Origin of the sequence: Streptococcus sp. 2020WUSS089 (assembly GCF_044427405.1) — a bacterium.
Lineage (GTDB): Bacteria > Bacillota > Bacilli > Lactobacillales > Streptococcaceae > Streptococcus > Streptococcus hashimotonensis.
On sequence record NZ_JAOTGD010000012.1, the window covers coordinates 20,066 to 40,843 of the forward strand.

Annotated in this window: 20 protein-coding genes; 4 read left to right on the forward strand and 16 right to left on the reverse strand. The window is 41.7% G+C overall.

Translation table 11 applies throughout. The features are described from left to right. Positions 1–150 precede the first annotated feature (150 nt). Together ODU46_RS08595 and ODU46_RS08600 are read right to left on the reverse strand one after the other, a co-directional pair. The gene (locus tag ODU46_RS08595; protein ID WP_114866972.1) at positions 151–630 is read right to left on the reverse strand and encodes a GtrA family protein; all 480 of its coding nucleotides are present in this window, start codon (positions 628–630) and stop codon (positions 151–153) included. A gap of 36 nt (positions 631–666) precedes the next feature. Further along, on the reverse strand, positions 667–3,576 hold the full coding sequence (locus tag ODU46_RS08600; protein ID WP_398579516.1) for a glycoside hydrolase family 3 C-terminal domain-containing protein: 2,910 nt from the start codon (positions 3,574–3,576) through the stop codon (positions 667–669). Between the two features lie 240 nt (positions 3,577–3,816). On the opposite strand from ODU46_RS08600, the gene ODU46_RS08605 reads away from it, so the two are divergent. Both ODU46_RS08605 and ODU46_RS08610 read left to right on the forward strand, forming a co-directional pair. Then, the gene (locus ODU46_RS08605; protein WP_205026783.1) at positions 3,817–4,530 is read left to right on the forward strand and encodes a LytTR family DNA-binding domain-containing protein; all 714 of its coding nucleotides are present in this window, start codon (positions 3,817–3,819) and stop codon (positions 4,528–4,530) included. Beyond that, positions 4,527–5,834, forward strand: coding sequence for a GHKL domain-containing protein (locus ODU46_RS08610; protein ID WP_398579517.1), 1,308 nt, complete (start codon positions 4,527–4,529; stop codon positions 5,832–5,834). The genes ODU46_RS08605 and ODU46_RS08610 overlap by 4 nt, the downstream gene beginning before the upstream one ends. A 44-nt stretch (positions 5,835–5,878) precedes the next feature. Here ODU46_RS08610 and ODU46_RS08615 read toward each other — a convergent pair whose 3' ends face one another. The 13 genes from ODU46_RS08615 to ODU46_RS08675 all read right to left on the reverse strand — a co-directional run bounded on the left by ODU46_RS08615 (position 5,879) and on the right by ODU46_RS08675 (position 18,208). Further along, the gene (locus tag ODU46_RS08615) at positions 5,879–7,225 is read right to left on the reverse strand and encodes a metallophosphoesterase (RefSeq protein WP_398579518.1); all 1,347 of its coding nucleotides are present in this window, start codon (positions 7,223–7,225) and stop codon (positions 5,879–5,881) included. An 82-nt stretch (positions 7,226–7,307) separates the two neighbouring features. After that, the gene (locus ODU46_RS08620; protein WP_398579519.1) at positions 7,308–8,822 is read right to left on the reverse strand and encodes a flavocytochrome c; all 1,515 of its coding nucleotides are present in this window, start codon (positions 8,820–8,822) and stop codon (positions 7,308–7,310) included. Positions 8,823–8,957: 135 nt separating this feature from the next. After that, positions 8,958–9,407, reverse strand: a complete 450-nt coding sequence (locus ODU46_RS08625; protein WP_398579520.1) for a thioredoxin — start codon at positions 9,405–9,407, stop codon at positions 8,958–8,960. Positions 9,408–9,472: 65 nt separating this feature from the next. Continuing rightward, the gene (rpsD, locus tag ODU46_RS08630; RefSeq protein WP_024407736.1) at positions 9,473–10,084 is read right to left on the reverse strand and encodes a 30S ribosomal protein S4; all 612 of its coding nucleotides are present in this window, start codon (positions 10,082–10,084) and stop codon (positions 9,473–9,475) included. A gap of 207 nt (positions 10,085–10,291) precedes the next feature. Then, entirely contained in the window at positions 10,292–10,543 is a 252-nt protein-coding gene (locus ODU46_RS08635; protein WP_002938218.1) for a Veg family protein, read from the reverse strand. A 3-nt stretch (positions 10,544–10,546) separates the two neighbouring features. Then, positions 10,547–11,902 carry a replicative DNA helicase gene (gene dnaB / locus ODU46_RS08640; RefSeq protein WP_002938217.1) on the reverse strand — a complete coding sequence of 452 codons (1,356 nt, stop codon included), beginning with the start codon at positions 11,900–11,902 and terminating at the stop codon, positions 10,547–10,549. 31 nt (positions 11,903–11,933) lie between these two features. Then, entirely contained in the window at positions 11,934–12,386 is a 453-nt protein-coding gene (rplI, locus tag ODU46_RS08645; protein WP_012775408.1) for a 50S ribosomal protein L9, read from the reverse strand. Between the two features lie 10 nt (positions 12,387–12,396). Continuing rightward, positions 12,397–14,358: a DHH family phosphoesterase gene (locus tag ODU46_RS08650; RefSeq protein WP_230333834.1), complete on the reverse strand. Its 1,962-nt coding sequence runs from the start codon at positions 14,356–14,358 to the stop codon at positions 12,397–12,399. A gap of 117 nt (positions 14,359–14,475) precedes the next feature. After that, positions 14,476–16,392 (reverse strand): tRNA uridine-5-carboxymethylaminomethyl(34) synthesis enzyme MnmG, encoded by a 1,917-nt coding sequence (gene mnmG / locus ODU46_RS08655; protein ID WP_114866978.1) that lies wholly within the window; start codon positions 16,390–16,392, stop codon positions 14,476–14,478. 2 nt (positions 16,393–16,394) lie between these two features. Further along, complete coding sequence (locus ODU46_RS08660) at positions 16,395–16,850, reverse strand: NUDIX hydrolase (protein WP_105136710.1); 456 nt, start codon at positions 16,848–16,850, stop codon at positions 16,395–16,397. Next, a complete protein-coding gene (locus tag ODU46_RS08665) occupies positions 16,840–17,271 on the reverse strand; it encodes an NUDIX hydrolase (RefSeq protein ID WP_114866979.1) in 432 nt (143 codons plus the stop codon). Before ODU46_RS08665 ends, ODU46_RS08660 begins: the two co-directional genes overlap by 11 nt. Positions 17,272–17,287: 16 nt before the next feature. Continuing rightward, positions 17,288–17,740 (reverse strand): NUDIX hydrolase, encoded by a 453-nt coding sequence (locus ODU46_RS08670; RefSeq protein ID WP_114867046.1) that lies wholly within the window; start codon positions 17,738–17,740, stop codon positions 17,288–17,290. Positions 17,741–17,881: 141 nt separating this feature from the next. Next, entirely contained in the window at positions 17,882–18,208 is a 327-nt protein-coding gene (locus ODU46_RS08675) for a helix-turn-helix domain-containing protein (RefSeq protein WP_014638837.1), read from the reverse strand. Positions 18,209–18,333: 125 nt separating this feature from the next. On the opposite strand from ODU46_RS08675, the gene ODU46_RS08680 reads away from it, so the two are divergent. Continuing rightward, the gene (locus ODU46_RS08680) at positions 18,334–18,723 is read left to right on the forward strand and encodes a nuclear transport factor 2 family protein (protein WP_024389859.1); all 390 of its coding nucleotides are present in this window, start codon (positions 18,334–18,336) and stop codon (positions 18,721–18,723) included. A gap of 42 nt (positions 18,724–18,765) precedes the next feature. Here the strand turns inward: ODU46_RS08680 and mnmA are convergent, their stop codons facing one another. Beyond that, positions 18,766–19,890, reverse strand: coding sequence for a tRNA 2-thiouridine(34) synthase MnmA (gene mnmA / locus ODU46_RS08685; RefSeq protein WP_336372628.1), 1,125 nt, complete (start codon positions 19,888–19,890; stop codon positions 18,766–18,768). Between the two features lie 214 nt (positions 19,891–20,104). Between mnmA and sdaAB the strand changes: the two genes are divergently transcribed. Continuing rightward, positions 20,105–20,776: an L-serine ammonia-lyase, iron-sulfur-dependent subunit beta gene (gene sdaAB / locus ODU46_RS08690; RefSeq protein WP_002938202.1), complete on the forward strand. Its 672-nt coding sequence runs from the start codon at positions 20,105–20,107 to the stop codon at positions 20,774–20,776. Positions 20,777–20,778 lie beyond the last annotated feature (2 nt).

A 20,778-nucleotide genomic window follows, 5' to 3' on the forward strand; every position in this document is an offset into this window, starting at 1 on the left:
TGGGAGATAGGACGAACCTTGTTCGTTTCGATATGAGCAGATAGAACTCTGTCACTTTATTATTGTCAAGTGACAGGCTGGAAACCTCCACTGGAGCTTTCCACTCATCAAATCAAGTCAACAACGGCTGAGTTTGATTTTCGAAGAGTATTATTTCATGATTACAAACTTCATCATCGGATAGTTAACAGCCACTTGAACGAAAATATTGACCCAGTTGGCTGCTGTCTGTGCCCAACCCAAACTCAAACCCCATGATGTAAAAAGCTGAGTAGTATAAGGTGGTAGCACAATGGACAAAATTCCTGCAACTAGAACAGTTAAGATATACCAATGGAGGGTCTTGGAAATATCATTTTCTGCACCAAATACCAACTTCCTTTGGACGATATAGTTGACAATCTGTGCCGCTACATAGGCCAAGAGGAAGGAGAGAAAGCCGTTTAAACCGCCATTTTCTACAGAATAGTGAAAGATAAACCAGTCAAATGGCTGACTTGACAAGGCTGTAAAGAGGAAATTTGTTGACAACCACAGAACACAGAAATTTGTGATGGTCGCTATGTTTGATAACACATTAAACTTGATAAATTCCCACAAGTCTGGGTGTTTGGCAATCCATTCTTTCATACTGTCTCCTATGCAAGACAAGGGGGCCCCCCCTTGCTATGCTGCGTTTTTTTCTTCTTTTTTCTTACCTGTCAACTTGACAAGACCGAAACCTGTCAATCCGATGAGGGCAATATTGCTTGCTACTAAAGCTACAATCCACCATTTCGTTTTTGGTTTGTAGATGTCAAAGGCTGCAGAATGAGCAACGGTGTACAAGATATTTTTGCTTGCTTGACGAAGTGCTGCAACACCTTCTTCTGTACCTGTTGATGCTGCTGTAGGGAGGCTTCCCATAGGTGTCAACATGAGGTCACCGCCATTGCGGATAGCTTGGTCTGGACTCATGTAATCCTTACCTGCAAAGTCTGTGATCACCATCCCTTTGAAGCCCCACTCGTCACGAAGGACAGTATTCAAGAGGTCGCTATTACCCCCTGCCCAGAGGGTACCAATACGGTTAAAGGATGACATAATAGCAGTTGCTCCGCCTTCTTTGACAGGAATTTCAAAGGCTTTCAGATAGATTTCACGGATAGCTTGTTCATTAGACCATGTTGCAACTCCATCACGGTTATCTTCTTGGTCATTGAGAGCAAAGTGTTTTGTAAAGGTATAGACTCCATTTTCAAGAGCTTTTGCTACCAGTGAGCTTGCCATTTTACCTGAAATCAGTGGATCTTCTGAATAGTACTCGAAGTTACGACCTGAAAATGGTGAGCGGTGGATGTTCACAGCTGGGGCATATAGACCAACGATACCATGTGCCAATGCCTCTTTGGCAAAAGCATCACCCATTTCTTCAGCCAAGTCAGTATTCCAAGTAGAAGCAACAACGACTTCTGAGTTATATTGAACACCTTTGATACCTTGGAAGATACCGTTGATACCAGCAGGGCCGTCCAAGTCAACAACAGCTGGTTTATCGATTGATTTGACTGCTCCTGTTGCATAGCCTCCGTAACCAATCAAGTTGACCATTTCATCAACAGACATTTGAGCAACGAGTTGTTCCCAACGCTCGTCATCATAGTCTGCACCAATCAAATCAACCAAACGAAGTCCGTTATCTTCTGTTGTCACCGTATCAATCGGTGTTTCTGAAGATTCGTCAATACGGAAGTTCGAACGATCTACCTCAGCAGCAATTTGCTCGCTAGCTTCTTTGTCTTTTGTACGTTCAGTTGGAAGCGTACCTTCCCAATCCGCACGGGTTACATACTTGACATCGCCAACAGCATATTCAAATGCATTAGTTACCTCAGCCTTGTCAGATGAACGTTGCTTCAAGACTTCCTTGCTATCAACTGTGTAGGTTTCTGAATCCAATACATCATGAGCATTATTCATGAGTTTGATTTGGTAGTCACCTTTATCCAAAATGTAGGCTTTTTCAGTCTTTTCATCGTAAGATGCCATGTCATCACGGTCGAAGGAAATTGTCATTTCTTCACTTTGTCCTGGTTCAAGTACATCTGTCTTGTCAAAGCCAGCCAAGACAACATGGGATTTTTCAATGCCACCTTCGGTATATGGAGCAGTGTAATAAACTTGTGCAACTTCTTTACCAGCTACATCACCAGTGTTAGTTACTTTGACATTGACCTCAATCTTGTCACCATTTTCTTTCATACTGGTGATTTCTTGGTCAAATGTTGTATAGCTCAAACCGTAGCCAAATGGATATTGCACTGTTACATCGTAGGCTGCCTCATCTACTTGACCAGTCGCGTTGTCAGCAAAGCGAGTTTCATAGTAACGATAGCCTAGATAGATGCCTTCTTGGTAGTTGACAAATTTGTAGTTAAAGGTCTGAGACTCTTTTGCTCCCCATGGAGTATCTTCGTAAGTAATATTTGTATAAGAGAAGTCCCCTGTATTCCAGTAGGTTGGGTTGGTCTCCAAGTCATAGGCATAGGTATCGACCAAGCGACCAGACGGGTTGACATCTCCTGCCAAGACATTGGCTACACCGTTCAAACCAGTTGAACCTGGTCCTCCAATCCATAGAGCTGCATCGACACCTGCATCTTCCAAGAATCCAAGTTCCATAGCATTTGAAGAGTTGACTAAGACAACAACCTTATCAAAGTTTTCGGTTACAGTTTTCAACATTGCTTTTTCAACATCTTGAAGTTCAAGATAGTGCTTGTCCTTGTCTCCCTGTTGGTATTCTGTCATATTTTGTGGAAGGTCTGCACCCTCACCTCCGTTACGAGAAATGACTACTAAAGCTGTGTCTGAGAAATTCTTCGCATTTGCTAGCAATTCATCTGTGTATTTGTCTTGAGTTGGCTCATAGATATTGTAATCTCCACCATTGAGGGAGAAGATGTTGGTACCTTCTTTTTCTGGGAGGTTTTCTGTATAGAAATCGGTCAATTCACTGTTGACTTCAAAGCCAGCATTTTCAAGACCTTGTTGCAGATTAACGTTTTTAGACTCATCCGCAGCACCTGAACCAGATCCTCCGTAAGTAATGGCTACAGAAGAAATACCAAAGACATTGACCTTAGATGATTTTTCAAGCGGTAGGATCTGATTTTTGTTTTCAAGCAAGACAGTGCCTTCTTCTTGAATGGTTGTTACCAAAGATTTAGAAACCTCTTCTGCCTCAGCTATTTTTGTCTCATCTGCATAAGATGGCGCAAAATAGGTGTCAATCACATTGACAAACATATTGACAGCATAGTTAGCACCAATGATTATTACACCTAATAATGCCAAAAGTGAAGTAAAGATCTTTGATTTTTTGGAAACAAATGCCTTATTCTTCACACCTTTATAAATATAGTATGCGAATAAAGCTACGACTGCTAAACTAGCACATATTAAAACAATCTTTGCAATCCCTGCTGCATCCCATGCTTGATAGGAACTAGCATAATCTTCCGCAAATACCGTTACTCCGACATTTCCTATCAGAGTAACTAAACTTGCTAAACCAAGTTTTTTCCAAGCCTTCATAAGACTTCCTCCTAAACGTTTCGGCTTTCATGTAAGCCTTTTCTTTTTCTTGAGTCCACTATATCAATTAACATACTTAATGAAAACCCTTTCTTCATAATCTGTCATTTAACCTTCATAATTTGTAAATTGAGAAAAATAATCCTACTCTTGCTATTTTATCATTTGATTTTTCTAAAATATAGCTAACAATTTCATTTTAATTTTGATATACTGATAGAAAATAAAAGGGGGTGTTTTATGAAAATCGCGATTGTAGAAGATCAAAAAATCGAGCAAGAGAGATTGTCCAACTACATCAAAACCTACTGCCAAAAAGCTGGGATTGCAGTGGAAATCAGCTGTTTTAATGACGGTCTCCATATCACTAGTGACTATCAAAAACAATTTGATCTGATTTACCTAGATGTCGAGATGGAGATTATGGACGGGATGACCACTGCTCAAAAGATTCGGTCTGTGGATAAAGATGTTCTCATCGTCTTTGTGACCAATCATTCCCATGTCGCTATTCAGGGTTATTCTGTTGAGGCCATTGATTTTCTTCTCAAACCACTGAGCTCCTTCGTCTTTGAGGAACATTTTAAAAAAATTCTTAGAAAATTACCCGATAGCCAAGAGAAACAAAGTTTGTATATAAAAAGCAAACAGTCCACCGTAAAACTCTATCAAGAAGATATTGTTTACCTAGAAAGTCAAGGACATCAGGTTCACATCTACACAGTTGACGGTGGCCTAACGATTACCCATAATAGTCTCAAGAATCTCGAAGCCATGTTAGACAGTAAAGTGTTTGTACGAGCCCACTCAGCCTATATCATCAATCTATCCCACGTTCAAAAAGTGGAAGGTAGCCTTGTTTACGTCACAAATACAGCCTTGCCGATTAGCCGCCCAAGAAAAAAAGAATTTATGACAGCTCTAACCAACTTCATCGGAGATAGCCTACTATGATCAATTTCCCTGATATTCCGCGTTTCTATACTGCTCTAACAGAAAGCTTGGCCTGCCTACTGGTCTGTTCCTCACTTGTTTTGTCTGAAAAATGGTCACGCAAACAGGTACGCATCCTCCTGATTTTCCTCATACAAATCTTACTTCAACTATTGGCTGGCAAACTCCCCTTGCTTTTTTGGACTGTGGGAATGGGCATCAATATCGCTTGGATGTTTGTTTCCATTCGATTGCTTGGAGTTATCCACAAGAGGACTAGTCTCTATTTGACAGCAAAAGCCTTTATCATTGCCGAATTAGTAGCCTCCATTACTTGGCATCTCTACTGTTTGACGATTTATCAACAGCCTGTGGATAACTTGTGGACACAAGGGGTATTTCTGTTGATAACTTCTCTGCTTTCCTACTGGCTCATCTATCTACAAGATCGAAAAGTTCGCTTAGAAGAATTGGATAAATTCATTGAGCAGCGAGATGTGACGGTAGCCGTCTTTACAACCTTATCTATCTTTGTTCTCAGTAATATTGGCTTCATCCTCTCAGGCACGCGCCAATTTCAAGACTCGACCAGCATTTTCATTCTTCGGACAACCGTCAATCTCTCTGGTCTTCTGCTCCTATTCACCCAAGAATCTCAACAATACGATCGCTATTTACGGCAGGAATTGACTTCTATCAATAATATGTTCCAACTTCAATACAAGCAATACCAAGCCTATCGTGAAAACAGTGAGATTCTTGACCGTAAGGTCCATGATTTAAAGCATCAACTGGCCATCATTCAGCAAGAATCGGATAAAACAAAAAAGGAGAAATACCTAGAGGAAATGAGCGAGGTGATCCAAACCCTTGATGCCAAGATTGAAACAGGAAATCCCGTTCTAGATACCATTCTCAGCCAGAAAAATTATTACTGTTTGCAAAATGGAATCAACTTTACCTGTATTGTTCAGGGAGAACCCCTCCATTTTATGGATGTAATGGATATTTCAGCTCTGTTTGGAAATGCCATTGACAATGCCATAGAGGCTGTTGAAAAAATAGATAATCCTGAACAACGCTTGATTACTTTAAAGGTTGCCAGCCATCAGCAATTTCTCATCATTCGATTAGACAACTACGATACTTCTTCACTAGACTTATCCACAGGACAGCTCCCTGAAACCTCAAAAACAAATAAGGACTACCATGGATTCGGTCTTAAGAGCATGGAGTATGTTGCCAATAAATACGGTGGCAGTCTCACACTTAGCAAGGAAGATAATTGGGTGCAACTAAAAATCATCCTCCCCTTACAAGCATAAGAATAGAAAAATCCCGTTTAAAAGCGGGATTTTCTTTCTATTCGTCATTTAGAAACCGTCACTTGCTCCACATCTCGACCTTGACTCCGTTTTATAATCACATCAAGATAATCAGCCAAGAAACTTCTCGGTGATGCTGCTTGCAAGGTCTGATAGGCTTGGCTTGGAAATACTGTCTCATCAAGCCAAGTCTGATCCAATTTTTCTCCTGAAAAATAAGCACGATTGGCTGGCATGATAAATTGTGAAATTGCATCTGCCGTCTCGCCATCATACCAACGTTCATCGTTCAACACATTGTGGACCATGATGTCACTGGTATTGTCAAAGACGGTTTGTAAGTACTTTACGTGATCCTGCAAATTTGGATCACTAGGTTGGTGTTTTTCTGTCCACGAAGCCATATCAAGTTGAGTTTTTTGATAGTGAATGCTTGCATTACCAAGGCTCAATTGGCCGATAATTGCTGGATAAATAGAAAATGCACCATTGACCACTTCAGAATAGCTGACTTGCCCCAAGTCTTCTTCAACAATATTCTGAGAATGAGTGTGGCCTGAAAAACCAAATTGAATGCCATATTGATTGAACAAGGCCTTCAAATCGGCAGCATTATCCAAAGTATAGCCTTTTGAGAGCATGGCATGCTGTTGCAAGACATTGTGATGGACAACAGGTATCAAGCTCACTCCAGCTTCCTTGGCTGCCTGAAGCTGTACTTCTATCCAATCCAAGGTCTCTTTTTTGATACGTCCATTGGTTGGAGGAGCTCCTTTACCGTAGCCGTCAGAGTAGATGTTACTGTCTATCATCAGAAACCAAGCATTGGAAAATGGCTTGGCCAGATAGCTCAATGAGGCTTGATCACGACTGCTGGCTTGTTGATAGCCATGATCGTCAAATATATCTGAAAATTGCTGAGCGTTGACCTGATCTGTCACTACCTGCTGATCTCCCTTAAAAGCCCTAGCCCAGCCACTGGCAATATCATGGTTACCAGGAATGACCAAAACCTCTGTTCCTTTTTCTTCAATCTGGGTAAAATACTGCGCCAACTCAACCATGCTCTGCTTTTCACCATTGAGAGTCAAATCCCCACTGACTAGTAACAAGGACGGTTGCTCACGCTCAACCTGCTCAACCAAGGCCTCCATCCGCTCTTTTCCATAACGTAAATCCTTGCCAGCAGCTGTTTTTTCGATATAAGAAAAAGCCTCTCCATCATCAAATAAATCCTGTGATAAATAATGCAAATCTGTGATAATCCAAATTTTATCTTGGTCTCTTAATTCAGCCTCGACATAGGATTGCTGACGCTGGCCAGCAATAGCAGACCAAATCAAAAGAATGGCTACAATAGCTCCTAACAATAATACTATTTTCTTCTTCATACCTTAAAAGTATATCATCTTAGATGAATGACGACAATACAAAAAGAGGAGTTAGACTGTAGCCAACTCCTCATATTAAAATTTATTTCTTAGCAAATCCAGCTGCTTGTTCACCAGCCTGACGACCAAATACGATGATGTCTGCTACAGCATTACCACCAATACGGTTTTGACCATGAACACCACCAGTTACTTCACCAGCAGCATAAAGACCAGAAATTACTGAACCATCTGTTTTCAATACTTCAGTATTGGTATTGATTTTCACACCACCCATTGTATGGTGAACACCAGGTGCAACTTTAATCGCGTGGTAAGAACCAGTATTCAAAGCATGGTCCATACCTGATGTACGACCAAATGCCGCATCATTCTTATCTGCTACAGCCTTATTCCAAGTATCAAGTGTTGTTTGAAGTGTATCCGCAGGTAGGTCAATTTCTTTAGCCAAATCTGCAAGTGTAGCACCCGTTTTTACAAGACCTTTTTCTTCGTATTGAGCAATAGCTTTCACACGATCTTTCAAGGCATCATCAAAGATAACATAAGCATAGTTTGGCTCCAAGCTATTGATAGCCGCAGAAACTTTATCACGAGTTTCCAATTCGTTAACAAAACGCTCACCTTTTGAATTGACAAGGATAGCACCCTCACCACGAACAGCTTCCGTAATCAAGTAAGAAGTTTCTTGCTCAACAGTTGGGTGAATTTGGATTTGTTCCATATCAACAGTCGCAGCACCTTCTGATTCAGCAAGCGCAATACCGTCACCTGTTGAACCTTCTTGGTTAGTAGTGACATAACCTTCAAGTGCTGGATTGAATTTAGCAACCATATCTAAGTCCGCACCGAAACCACCTGTAGCCAATACAACTGCTTTTGCAGAAACTTTCTTAGTTTCACCAGCAATCTTCACTTCAACACCTGTTACAACTCCATCTTTATCTTGAAGTTTTGTAACATCTGCATTTACAAAAATTGGTACTTCACGTTCAACAAGATTGTGGTAAAGACCATTTACTAAGTAGCCACCAACAGCTGAACCATCTGCAGGACGGTGGGTACGTTTCTCGCTCATACCACCAGTTGTAGTTAGGTTGCTAAGAGTGATCCCCATTCCATCCAACCAGTCAATTGCACCAGCTGAGTTATCTACAAGGTAACGAAGTAATTCCGGATCATTTGTTCCTTTACCACCTTTAAGTGTTTCTTCATAGAATTTATCGTTTGAATCAGCAATGCCTTCCGCTTCTTGGAATTTAGTCTGTGAAGCATTCATACCAGCTGATGATTTAGCCGTATTACCACCGATTACAGGCATTTTCTCCAACAAAACAACACTAGCACCAGCATCTTTAGCTGAGATAGCTGCTGACATACCTGCACCACCTGAACCAACAACGATAACATCGTAGCTATCTTTCAACTCAGATGGATCTGTATAAACTTTCTCAGATGCACCTGAAACTGCTTCTTCTGAAGAAGACGAAGTTGAAGATGATGATGTAGCTGTCTTTTCAGACTTGCCTCCACATGCCACTAAAAACACAACAGCAAGTAGACTCAATAATAAGCCTAACCAAGCTTTCTTTTTCATGATAAACCTCCAATTTTTATCTGATATTAGTATTATACAAGATTGTGAAATGTTTTTCAATCTATTTTGAAATATTTTTCACAAACATGAACAAAAAAAATGTATGATATTCGCTTCATACATTCTTAAAACTATTTACTGCCCTTGAAGAGCTAAAAAATTCTCTATTTCAGATAGCGTTGCTTGACTCCCTTTACGAAGTATTCCAGATAATTTACCCGATTTATAATAGATTAAGCTAGGAACCGTAGCAAGACCTTGACTCTGTCGAAATTGTTGTATTTTTCCATTCGGATCCGACTCGCTATCTAAATAGTAGATCGTCGCATGTGATTGCTCTACTGCCTCTGTTAATTTAGGAACAAAATCACGACAATATGGACATGTCTCCCGGCCTATGTATAATATAAATTCTTCCTCATCTTGGACCTTTTGCTCCACTTCGTCTATCGAAATAGCCTGGTAACTCTTTACAGCCTTCACATAGTCTGATTCATTTGGCGTAGCCGCTGATTGAGATAGAAAGAAGGCCCCACCTACGACCAAAATAGCTAATAGCACTAGCAAAAAATACTTACGCCACATAATCCCTCCTAAAATACAGACAAAAAGCCCTTGTAAATAGGGCTTTTAAAATATCGATACAAATCTTAAAGCATTTTGTTGTAGAATTCTACGACAAGAGCTTCGTTGATTTCTGGGTTGATTTCGTCGCGTTCTGGCAAGCGAGTCAATGAACCTTCAAGCTTTTCAGCATCGAATGATACGAAAGCTGGACGGCCAAGAGTTGCTTCAACAGCTTCAAGGATAGCTGGAACTTTGATTGACTTCTCACGAACTGAGATAACTTGACCAACTTCAACGCGGAATGATGGGATATCAACGCGTTTGCCATCAACAAGGATGTGACCGTGGTTTACGAATTGACGTGCTTGACGACGAGTAGTTGCCAAACCAAGACGGTAAACAACGTTGTCCAAACGACGCTCCAAAAGAAGCATGAAGTTGAAACCAAGAGTACCTTGTTTGATTTTAGTAGCTTGTACGAACAAGTTACGGAATTGTTTTTCACCCAAACCGTAAGAGAAACGCAATTTTTGTTTCTCAGCCAATTGCAAACCGTATTCTGACAATTTAGAACGGTTGTTTGGTCCGTGTTGACCTGGTACGTAGTTACGACGTGCCAATTCTTTACCTGTACCTGTCAATGACAAGCCAAGACGACGAGCTTGTTTCCAAGATGGTCCTGTATAACGTGACATGTGTTATGTCCTCCTAAAATAAAAAATAATTATTGTAGGAAATAACGTTTTAAGCAAACCTGATTCGTGCAGGAGGCCTTCATCGAAACAGCAACGATTACTCTTCTTGCTGACCTTCTGTTGACGAGCTTCATTTTGCCCTGCTGTTATTTCGCACAAAGATTAGTATAGCACAAAAAAAAGGCTCTGTAAAGCCTTATATAGCGATTAATCCAAATAATGAATCAAAATCTTTTCTGTCAAAATGTCTGAGTAAGTATAAGATTCCACAAAGGTATTGTTTGGATCTTCAAATTCAACGATAAAGAGAGACTGATAAACCTCCACAATACGCCCCTGCTTATTCTTCTCACGCTTACGACCATTTTCAAGGGTCAACTCAACAATTTGTCCCTCATGGTCTTTAATATCTTGTTTGATTTGCTTCATTTTAGCAACATCTGTAAATGCATCACTCATTCTCTATCCATCCTCCCTCTTGGAAATACTTGCAAATTTATTGTATTCTTTTTGGAACATCAGTTCCACGGTACCACGCGCACCGGAACGGTTTTTTTCGATGATGACTTCAACCGTATTATTGGGAATACCACCGTCTTCCTGCTCACCGCGCTCATAGTAATCATCACGATATAAGAAGGCAACGATATCCGCATCCTGCTCGATAGATCCCGATTCACGAATATCAGACAGAACAGGTCTCTTATCCTGACGTTGCTCAACTCCACGAGACAACTGACTGAGGGCGATAACTGGTACTTTCAATTCCTTGGCCAAAATCTTCAACTGACGGGAAATCTCAGAAACCTCTTGTTGTCGGTTTTCACGACCTGTTCCCGTAATCAATTGAAGATAGTCAATCAAGATCAAGCCCAGATTGCCCGTTTCCTGAGCCAACTTACGTGAACGCGAACGAATCTCTGTAATCTTGATACCTGGTGTATCATCAATATAGATACTAGCCCGAGCCAGGTTAGCTTGAGCCACCATGTACTTATTCCATTCTTCCTGCGTCAAATGCCCCGTACGAATAGCCCTCGAATTGATAACTCCCTCAGAAGCGAGCATACGGTCAACCAAGCTTTCTGCACCCATCTCCAAAGAAAAGATGGCAACTGTCAAACCCAGTTTTGTACCGATATTTTGTGCAATATTGAGCGCAAATGCCGTCTTACCAACCGCAGGACGAGCCGCAAGAATAATCAACTCTTCCTCATGCAGACCCGTTGTCATGGCATCAAGAGCAGGATAACCAGTTGCAATCCCTGTAATATCCGACGTCTGCTTAGCACGAGTTTCAAGGTTGTCAAAGTTGATATTCAAGACATCATCAATCCGCTTGAAACCACTTCGACTGGCTCCCTCACTGACATCAATCAAAGCTTTTTCAGCATTGGCAATAATGTCATCTGAACCATCCGCACCCTCATAAGCTTGATTAACTGCATCCGTCAAACGGGCAATCAGTTTACGGAGATTAGACTTTTCAGCAACAATCTTGGCATAGAATTCCGCATTGGCTGCCGTCGGCACGGAACTAATGATTTCAGCCAAATAGGCCAAGCCACCAATATTTTCCAAATCACCATGGTTCACTAAATAGTTACGCATGGTAGTCGCATCAATTGCCTCATTTCTATCAGAAAGAGCAATCATAGCTTTAAAAATTAGCTTATGAGCATGTTTGAAAAAATCTTCAGCTTCGATGTATTCACGAACGAAGACCAGCTTGCCTTCATCAAGGAAAATAGCTCCTAATACCGATTGTTCAGCTAGAATATCCTGCGGTTGCACCCGCAATTCATCCAACTCTGCCAAGATCTCACCTCCTCACTGGCTAGATAAATAATTAAGCTTCCTTAATACTCAAATTAATGATGCCTGTTACATCTTGATAGATTTTAACTGGTACATCAATGAGACCAATCGCACGAATTGGGTGATCCAGCTGAATATGGCGTTTATCAATCTTGATGCCAAATTGCTTGTCCAATTCTTCAGCAATTTTCTTGCTGGTAATAGAACCAAAGGTACGACCATCTGGACCAACTTTTTCGACAAATTTCACTAAAGTAGCTTCCTCAGCCAGCTTAGCCTTGATAGCCTCTGCTTCTGCAATCATCTCTGCATGAGCCTTTTCCTTAGATTTTTCCTGACCACGAAGGGCGCTGATCGCTTGATTTGTTGCTTCCTTAGCCAAATTTTTCTTAATCAAGAAATTTTGGGCATAACCTGTTGGAACTTCCTTAATCTCACCCTTTTTACCTTGACCTTTAACATCTGCTAAAAAGATTACTTTCATATCTGTTCTCCTAATTTCCATTTATTTCTTCGCGGATTTTATCCGTCAACTTTTCACATACTTCTGCGATTGTCTGGTCATATACCTGAGCGGCAGCTAGGTTAAAGTGGCCACCTCCACCCATTTCTTCCATAATGCGTTGAACATTGATTTTACTATGACTCCTTGCAGAAATAGATACATACCCTTTGGTATTTCTTGTTATAACAAATACCGCCTCAATTCCTGCCATGTCCAATATTGTATTGGCAGCCTTGCTCGGAATAATATTATCGTATTCTTTAGTATCACCTGCACACACAATAACAACATTGGACTCAATTCTCTGCCCACTTAAAATCAGTTCATTGATTTGACGATATTCCTCAAAATCTGTCGCAGCAATCTGCTGAATTTCCAAGCTATCGCTACCACGAGTCCGCAAGTAACTAGCCACATCAAAAGTACGACTGGTCACACGAGATGTGAAATTTTTTGTATCAAGCATAATCCCAGCCATCAATAAACTAGATTGAATGCGATTAAGCTTATGGTGTTTGTCATTCTGGAACTGAATTAATTCCGTTACTAACTCACTCGCAGAACTAGCACCACTCTCTATATAAGTCAAAACTGCATTATTTGGGAAATCTGTATCGCGACGATGATGATCAACCACCACAACCTGGGTAAATTGTTCATAGAAATCCTTATCCAAAGTCAAGCCAATCTTTGAATGATCTACCATGATTAACAACGACTGGAAAGTGACCATCTTCATGGCTTCCTCAACCGTTAGCAAATTAGAACAATTTTCATCACTCAACTTCTTGATAGCACGTGCAATATCTGGTGCCATTTCATCTGGATTATACACCGTATAGGCATTGTTCATAATATTTTGAGCAAAGTACTGCATACCGACCGCGGATCCAAGCGCGTCCATATCTAAATTACGATGTCCCACCACAAAAACAGCATCAACCGATTTGAGTTTATCTGATACAGCAGTCATCATAGCACGAGTCCGCGTACGTGTTCGTTTAACGGAAGAAGCCGAGCCACCGCCAAAGAAAAGTGGCTGTTTACTCTCATCATTTTCCTTGACCACAACCTGGTCTCCACCACGAACCTCAGCCATATTGAGATTTTGGAGCGCAACCTGTCCGATTTGGTGATGATTTTCATTACCATACGCCAATCCCATACTCAAAGTCAAACCTAAATCTAACTTTTTAGCCTCCTCGCGGAACTTATCAATAACTGAAAACTTATTCTCTATCAATTTTTCCAACACAGCATAATCTGTAAAGAAATAGAATCGATCCATTGTGCCGCGTCGGTAGTAGATACCGTAATCATGGCAAAATTCCGAAACAAATTGAGCCAAGAAGGAATTGACTTGGCTGATTTGAGAATCTGTTACAGCATCCTCAAGCTCATCATAGTTATCAACTGAAATAATCCCTATAACAGGACGGCTTCCGATCAAACTATTTGTCGCCGAATACTCTGTTGACGCATCAAAAAAGTAAAATAACCCTTGATCAAAATCAACGTTAACAGCGTATCTCTTGCCTGAAAAGTTCGCATAAATTCGCTCCTCATCCAGACCAACGTCAATAATTTCACGTAGTTTTTTTTGATCAAACTCACCATTTTCTTGAGCAAAAATCAGCTCAGCAAAGGGATTAAACCATTCTACCTGATTACTATCTGGTCGAACTTTGATAACTCCCACTGGCATTTTATCCAAGAGCATCATCAAACCAGAATTGGCCTGATTATTGAGATATTCAATCTGTTCTAGCTCACTAAATTCATAAGAATGTTTTTGATAAATAAACAGCGCAATCAACACCAATAGGCTGATGAGTAGCGCAAAAACTGTACTGGCACCAATTGGAAAAAGTCGGTGGACAAGAGCCACCAACCCAAATAAAATGACACCTATCATGACAAAGTGAATTGTCGAAAATCGAAATCTTTTCATCACTAACCTCTGCCTGCCATTCTACCATAAATTCAGTAAAAAAGCTACTTTTCACATGATTTTAAAGTAGTTGACATATAGCTGACATATAGCTGACATACAGCGAAAAGAACAGCCTTAGTGACTGTCCTTTGATTTGTTTTTAGAAATGGAACGACTGCGTCCTTCCAAGTAAACCATGAGAATGGATATATCCGCTGGATTGACACCGGAAATCCGACTAGCCTGGCCAATGGTTTCTGGTGAAATCAGCTTGAATTTCTGACGAGCTTCCGTCGCTATGGAATCAATATCATCCCAGTCAATATCTGCTGGAATGCGTTTTTCTTCCATGCGTTTCATCTTCTCCACCTGATCCAAGGCCTTGGCAATGTAGCCCTCGTACTTGACCTCTGTTTCAATCAACTCAATGGTCTTGGCATCCAAGTCCTCTGCCGCAGGACCGATAAAGGCTACCGCATCTGCATAAGTCACATCTGGACGACGCATGAATTCCTTGGCGGTCAAAGCGTCTGTCAAGGGCTTGAAGCCCATAGCAACAACTTTTTCGTTAGTTTCCTTGATTGGCTTGAGTTTGATAGATTCCAAGCGTTTCATTTCATTGTCAAATTGATTTTTGTGAATCTGGAAAACCTGCCAGCGTTCATCATCTACCAGGCCGACATGACGACCAATCTCCGTCAGACGCATATCAGCATTGTCATGACGCAAAATCAAGCGGTACTCTGCCCGACTGGTCAAGAGGCGATACGGCTCCACCGTTCCCTTGGTCACCAGGTCATCAATCATAACACCGATGTAGCCGTCGCTTCGTTTCAAAATCAACTCAGGCTTACCCTGTACCTTAAGGGCTGCATTGATTCCAGCGATAATTCCCTGACCTGCTGCTTCTTCATAACCTGATGTTCCGTTGGTTTGACCTGCTGTAAAGAGCCCAGAAATCTTCTTAGTTTCCAGCGTCGCCCGCAACTGATGAGGCATAACCATATCGTACTCAATGGCATAGCCCGTCCGCATCATCTGAGCATTTTCCAAGCCTTTAATGGAGTGGATCAAGTCCTGCTGCACATCTTCTGGCAGACTGGTTGACAGCCCTTGGACATAGATTTCATCGGTATTACGACCTTCTGGCTCTAGGAAAAGCTGGTGGCGTTCCTTGTCGGCAAAACGCACAATCTTGTCCTCGATTGACGGACAATAACGGGGCCCAATCCCCTTGACAATCCCTGAAAACATAGGTGCCCGGTGGAGATTGCTGTTGATAATCTCATGGCTAGTCGCATTGGTATAGGTCAACCAGCAAGGGATCTGGTCCTGCAAATAATCCTCGTCCTTGGACAAGAATGAAAAGTGATTTGGCTTTTCATCGCCTGGCTGAATCTCGGTTTCGTCGTAATTAATGGTGCGGGCATTGACACGCGGTGGTGTCCCTGTCTTGAATCGACCGATTTCAAGCCCCAATTCTTTCAGATTATCCGCCAGCGTGATAGAAGCTAGGCTATTGTTAGGGCCTGACGAATACTTGAGGTCACCGATGATAATCTCGCCACGCAGGGCTGTACCCGTCGTCACCACAACCGCCTTGGCAGAAAATTTCTGGTTGGTAGCCGTGCGGACACCGATAACCTTACCATCCTCCACCAAAATCTCATCAATCATGGTTTGACGTAGGGTCAGATTTTCCTGACGCTCCACCGTCCGCTTCATCTCCGCTGCATACTCTGCCTTATCCGCCTGAGCCCGCAAGGCACGAACAGCTGGCCCCTTACCCATATTGAGCATCTTCATCTGGATATAGGTCTTGTCAATGTTGCGGCCCATTTCGCCACCTAGGGCATCGATTTCCCTTACCACAATCCCCTTGGCAGAACCACCAATGGAGGGATTACATGGCATAAAAGCCACCATATCCAAGTTAATGGTCGCAAGCAGGGTCTTACAGCCCATCCGACTAGCTGCCAATCCCGCCTCTACACCCGCATGCCCCGCACCGATTACGATGACATCGTAGTTTTCTGCAAATGTGTGTGTCATTTTTATTTCTCCTTTATGTTCATGATATGTTTGACTTGCCCATTCCAGTTTGGCAATTCTTGAGCCAGAAAAGCTGGTACGACATCTAGGTTGACAAGCTTGTCAACGTCAATCCATTCACAAGCTTGTTTCAAGCTTTCTTCAATCATCTCCTTGGGCAATTCTCCAATAGGCTCAACGATAAAATGAAATTCGATATTGTGAAAATCTATGCCTTCATGTGTAAACTGATTTTCAACGACAAAAGCTAGCTGGTTGACACAACTGTCAACTCCTAATTCTTCTTTGACTTCCCGAACAACCGCATCTTGTGCCGTTTCGTTGACTGCTATTGCACCACCAATGGTATAATAACGCTCCTTAGCGTCCTTGGTGAGAAATATTTTCCCATCTTTTATAATCAATGCAGTCGCCCGAACACCAAAAATCTGATTGTCAATTCTAGTCCTAAAATCCATTCTTCCTTCTCTTTTCTAAAATTTCTTCAAGATATGGAACTAAATTTTTCTTATTTTCATCGCGACTAGTAAACCATATAAAATCAGTATGCTCTTCTGGATCAAGAAGAATGGTTTTTACCTGTTCTGTAAGTGTTCCTTCATAGACCAGCCTTGTAAACACCGTCTGTTTTTCTTCATCAAACTGACTATCTTCATGGATAATGATCAGATTTTCCTTTTCTATCGAAATACCTGTTTCTTCAAAACACTCTCTCACTGCAGCATCACGGGGTAACTCATTCTCCTCGACACGACCGCCTGGAATGTCCCAATATCGGGGAAAAACATTGGGTTTGCCACGCTTAATCTGCGAACGTTGAATAATCAAGTGGCTGTCTGCAACAGTCAGCAAGACATGGGCAATCAATTTAACAGGCATGGTTTCCTCCGCTACTTTAGTTGTCTTTGTTCATAAAATGCTTTAGTTGTCCGTCCCATTTGGCTAGTTCGGTCTTAAGAAAGGCTGGATTGAGATCCAGTTTCTCTAAGTTCGCAAAAGTAACCCATTCACACTGGCGAACAGAATTCCCTTCTTCCAGATTGGGAGCTTGATTAGACAGCGGGGTAACTATATAGAGAAATTCAATCTGATGATAGGATTTCTCCTGTAAGGTGAACTGATTTTCAACGATAAATGCTAGTGGTCCAAGTTCCACCTCAATTCCGATTTCTTCTTGCATTTCCCGCAGGACAGCCTCTTCCGTCGTTTCACCAAGCTGAATAGCTCCACCTAAGGTGTAGTATTTCCCCTCAGGTGACTTAACAAGATATAACTTCTCATCTTGTACCACCAAGCCCGTCGCACGAACACCGAAGATTTGATTGTCGTGTCTCGTTCTGAAATCCATCTTCTCTCCCCAATCGCAAAAAATAGCCAAAACTCTCGAAAATTGCAGGACAAAAAAGCCTACAATTCCCATGAGCTTTGACCATCATGATAATTGTTACTCTTATTCTATCAAAAGATTTGTAGAATTTCAAATCTAGTGTTACGCTAACGTTTCAATATATTCTAAGCCCCAAGCCTCAACAGCATCCAGTACCGAACGAAATTTTTCGCCCATCTCAGTCAAGCTATACTCTACACGAGGAGGGACTTCTGCATAGACCGTGCGACTAATAATGCGATCCTCCTCCAATTGTCTAAGGTGCCTTGTTAACATGGTTTGAGTAATACCTGGAATCAGTCGCTGTAATTCATTGAAGCGTTTCGTTCCTGTACTGAGTTGGTAGATAATCACCAATCCCCACTTACCAGTCAAGACTTTTTGTGTTGTTGCAAAAGGGCAAATACCATATTCACTAACTTTTTTCAAAAAAATTCTCCTTTATTTATCACAATAGTATCACTTTTGATACCAACGAATGCAAAAGTACCTACTTGCATAATGGAATGCTTCAGCTATAATTGTACTATATCAAAAAAATTGGAGGACATCAAATGTCAACAAACTTGGAAATTTTTAATGCCTATAACAATGCTCTCATCGCTGGTGATTTTGCAGCTCTTTTTGAAACAATGGCTAATGACATTATCTGGCATCAACCCGGAAATCATTCAACATCTGGTGCTAAAATTGGTAAGGAAGTACTCGGAGCACATCTAGCAACTTTCGCCGAAAAAACAAATGGAACTTTCAAAGTAGTGACAAACTGGGTATCCGATAATGATACTCTTGTTGCCGCTAACGTAACATTCCTCGGTACTCGAACAGATGGTGAAGAACTAAACATGAATGGCATCGATCTTTTCCGTATGGAAGATGGCAAAATCAAGGAAGTTTGGCTCTTCTCAGCCGACCAAAAAGCCGAAGATGCTTTCTGGGGATAAGATAAAAAGCTTAGCATGAGGGTGCTAAGCTTTTATTTTTGATTAAATATACTGACAAGCAACCCCATCTTTGTAGGCCATGTCGATCATGCCACCGCCCAGACACTTTTGACCGTCGTAGAAAACAACGGCTTGACCTGGTGTGATGGCTCGTTGTGGCTCTGCAAAAACAACCTCTGCCTTGTCACCTTTTACCTTGACAGTTACTTGACTATCTGGTTGACGATAGCGGAACTTAGCCGTGCATTCAAGCGTGAATTCTTCAGGCATATCACGTGTAAAGTGCACTTGACTGGCCCGTAAAGAAGTTGACATCAAGGAGTCATGATAAAAGCCTTGGCCGACATAGAGGATATTTTTTGACAGGTCTTTCCCGACAACAAACCAAGGCTCATTGTCCCCACCGATTTGTCCTCCGATACCTAGCCCTCCCCGCTGACCAATGGTATAGTACATAAGGCCTGTATGCTCTCCCATATCACGACCGTCAACCGTCATCATCCGGCCGGGCTGGGCTGGCAAATACTGCCCTAAAAATTCTTTGAAGTTCTTTTCACCGATAAAGCAGATGCCTGTCGAATCTTTCTTTTTAGCCGTCGCCAAGCCTGCTCGCTCTGCTATTTCCCTCACCTGAGGCTTTTGTAAATGGCCGAGCGGAAACATGGTTTTCTGCAGTTGTTCCTGTGAGAGTTGGCTAAGGAAATAGGTCTGATCCTTGCCATTGTCTGCCCCACGTAGCATATGAACGGTGCCGTCCTCGTCGCGTGATATCTGAGCATAGTGCCCCGTCGCCACATAGTCCGCCCCCAAGTTCATAGCGTAATCCAAGAAGGCCTTGAACTTGATTTCCTTGTTACACATGACATCTGGATTGGGGGTGCGGCCAGCCCGATACTCTGCTAAAAAGTACTCAAATACGCGGTCCCAATACTCTTTTTCAAAGTTGACAGAGTAGTAAGGAATGCCGATTTGGTCTGCCACTGCAGCCACGTCCTTGTAGTCTTCTGTTGCTGTACAGAAGCCATTTTCGTCCGTGTCGTCCCAGTTTTTCATGAAGATGCCGATCACATCGTAGCCCTGCTCCTTGAGCAAGAGAGCCGTAACCGATGAATCTACACCGCCACTCATACCGACAACAACACGGGTTTTAGAATTGTCAATTGACATAATCTTCTCCCATCTTTTCGTAGAAATAACGATTTGAAGGTCGTATTCCAAAATTTGATTATCCAAAAACGATTGACGATTTTGAACAACTTGTATTATACCATACAAAAAGGGTAAGCGATAGGATTTTAACATAAGAAAACACATTCATCTAGGCATATTCTCTAACTGGAAAATTTGATATAATAGTACCAAGAAAAACGTGAGGATTACTATGACAAACTTAAAATTTCAGTCGGTCTTTGATATTATTGGACCTGTTATGATCGGTCCATCTTCTAGTCACACAGCTGGTGCGGTCCGCATTGGAAAAATTGTGTCTTCCATCTTCGGCGATGAGCCGACAGAGGTGGAATTTCAACTCTACAATTCCTTTGCCAAGACCTATCGTGGTCACGGTACGGATGTAGCCTTGGTAGCAGGTATTCTGGGCATGGATACGGATGATCCCCGCATTCCTGACTCTCTTGATATTGCAAGAGAACGAGGTATTAAGGTTTACTGGCGTGTCAACAAGGACAGCAATACCCCACATCCCAATACCACCAGAATCATCATAAAAAACGATAAAAAATCCATCTCAGCCACAGGCGTTTCCATCGGTGGGGGAAACATTCAAGTAACAGAGCTCAACGGTTTTTCTGTCAATCTCAATATGAATACGCCAACTATTATTATTGTTCACCAAGATGTCCCTGGTATGATTGCGAAAGTGACCGATGTCCTTTCTAAGTATGACATCAATATCGCCCAAATGAACGTGACACGTGAAAAAGCTGGCGAAAAAGCCATTATGATTATTGAAGTGGATGCTCGCCAATGTGAAAATTCTATTGCAGAGATTGAAAAAATTCCACACCTGCACAATGTAACCTTCTTCAACTAGAA